This window comes from Shewanella sp. YQ_9 (genome assembly GCF_043103185.1).
GTDB lineage: Bacteria > Pseudomonadota > Gammaproteobacteria > Enterobacterales > Shewanellaceae > Shewanella > Shewanella algae.
This window is the reverse complement of the sequence record NZ_JBICJO010000041.1, coordinates 1-1120: the sequence shown is the minus strand read 5'-3', so window position 1 is coordinate 1120 and position 1120 is coordinate 1. Positions and strand designations below refer to the sequence as shown.

Here is a 1120-nt window from a genome sequence, read left to right as displayed (position 1 = left end):
GTTTCCGTTTGCTGTTGTAAAACATTTCGATGTAATCAAATACATCACTTCTGGCTTCTTCACGACTTGTGTAGATTTTACGTTTGATCCGCTCACGCTTCAGCAACTGGAAAAAGCTTTCTGCTACAGCGTTATCATGGCAATTTCCTCGTCTGCTCATACTACCTTGTAGACCGTGTGCTTTTAAAAATGCTTGCCAGTCATGGCTGGTATATTGGCTACCTTGATCGGAGTGCACCATAACTTGTTTAGTTGGCTGACGTCGCCACACAGCCATTAACAGCGCGTTCAGGACAATGTCTTTGCTGATTTGGAACTGCATCGACCAACCAACAACCCGACGGGAAAACAAATCCACCACGACCGCCAGATATAACCAGCCCTCATGTGTGCGAATATAGGTGATATCTGTTACCCACGCTTCGTCAGGTGTGGTCGGATTGAACTGGCGCTGTAAGCGATTAGGCACAACAACATGGCTTTCGCCCCTGCGTACTCGGGGCTTTCGATAACCAACCTGTGCTTTAAGTCCTTCAGATTGCATCAAGCGGAAAACCCGGTTAATGCCACAGCACTCACCCGTATCGCGTAAGTCAGAGTGGATTTTGCGGTACCCATACACACAACCTGACTCCAGCCAGAACTGCTTGATTAACCCAGTAAGTCGACGATTAGCTCTGTCACGAACAGAGTGAGGTTGTTTGCTCCAGGCATAATAACCGCTTGGATGAACATCCAGCATGTCGCACAGCCAACGTACTGGCCAGCTGCCACGGTGATCCTTGATAAAGGCGTACCTCAGTCGGATAGCTTTGCGAAGTACGCCGCGGCTTTTTTTAGAATATCGCGTTCTTCGGTCGCCCGCTTCAGCTCCTTTTGTAGGCGTTTTATTTCTGCCTGCGCCTCCGACAGGTCATTATGCTGCTTGTTATCGGGGCCGTACTTTTTTACCCAGGCATACAGGCTATGGGTGGTGATATCTAAGCGATGTGCAACATCTGCAATGGAATGACCGCGGTCAACAACCTGTCTGACCGCTTCAATTTTGAACTCTTCAGGGTAACGTTTACCACTCATAAACACCTCTCTTTACAGTCATTTTATCTAACTGTGAGGCGTC

At 48.2% G+C, this 1120-nt stretch carries 1 protein-coding gene; it reads right to left on the bottom strand.

All coding sequences use genetic code 11. The annotated features are described in order from the left end of the window. Nucleotides 1–1077, bottom strand: a protein-coding gene (locus tag ACF8D4_RS12965; RefSeq protein ID WP_392465218.1) for an IS3 family transposase whose coding sequence is annotated in 2 segments (ribosomal slippage) — nucleotides 1–840 and nucleotides 840–1077 — 1078 coding nt annotated over the 2 segments. Because the reading frame shifts where the segments join, the coding sequence is not laid out codon by codon here. This gene is flagged as partial in the annotation. Nucleotides 1078–1120: the final 43 nt, after the last annotated feature.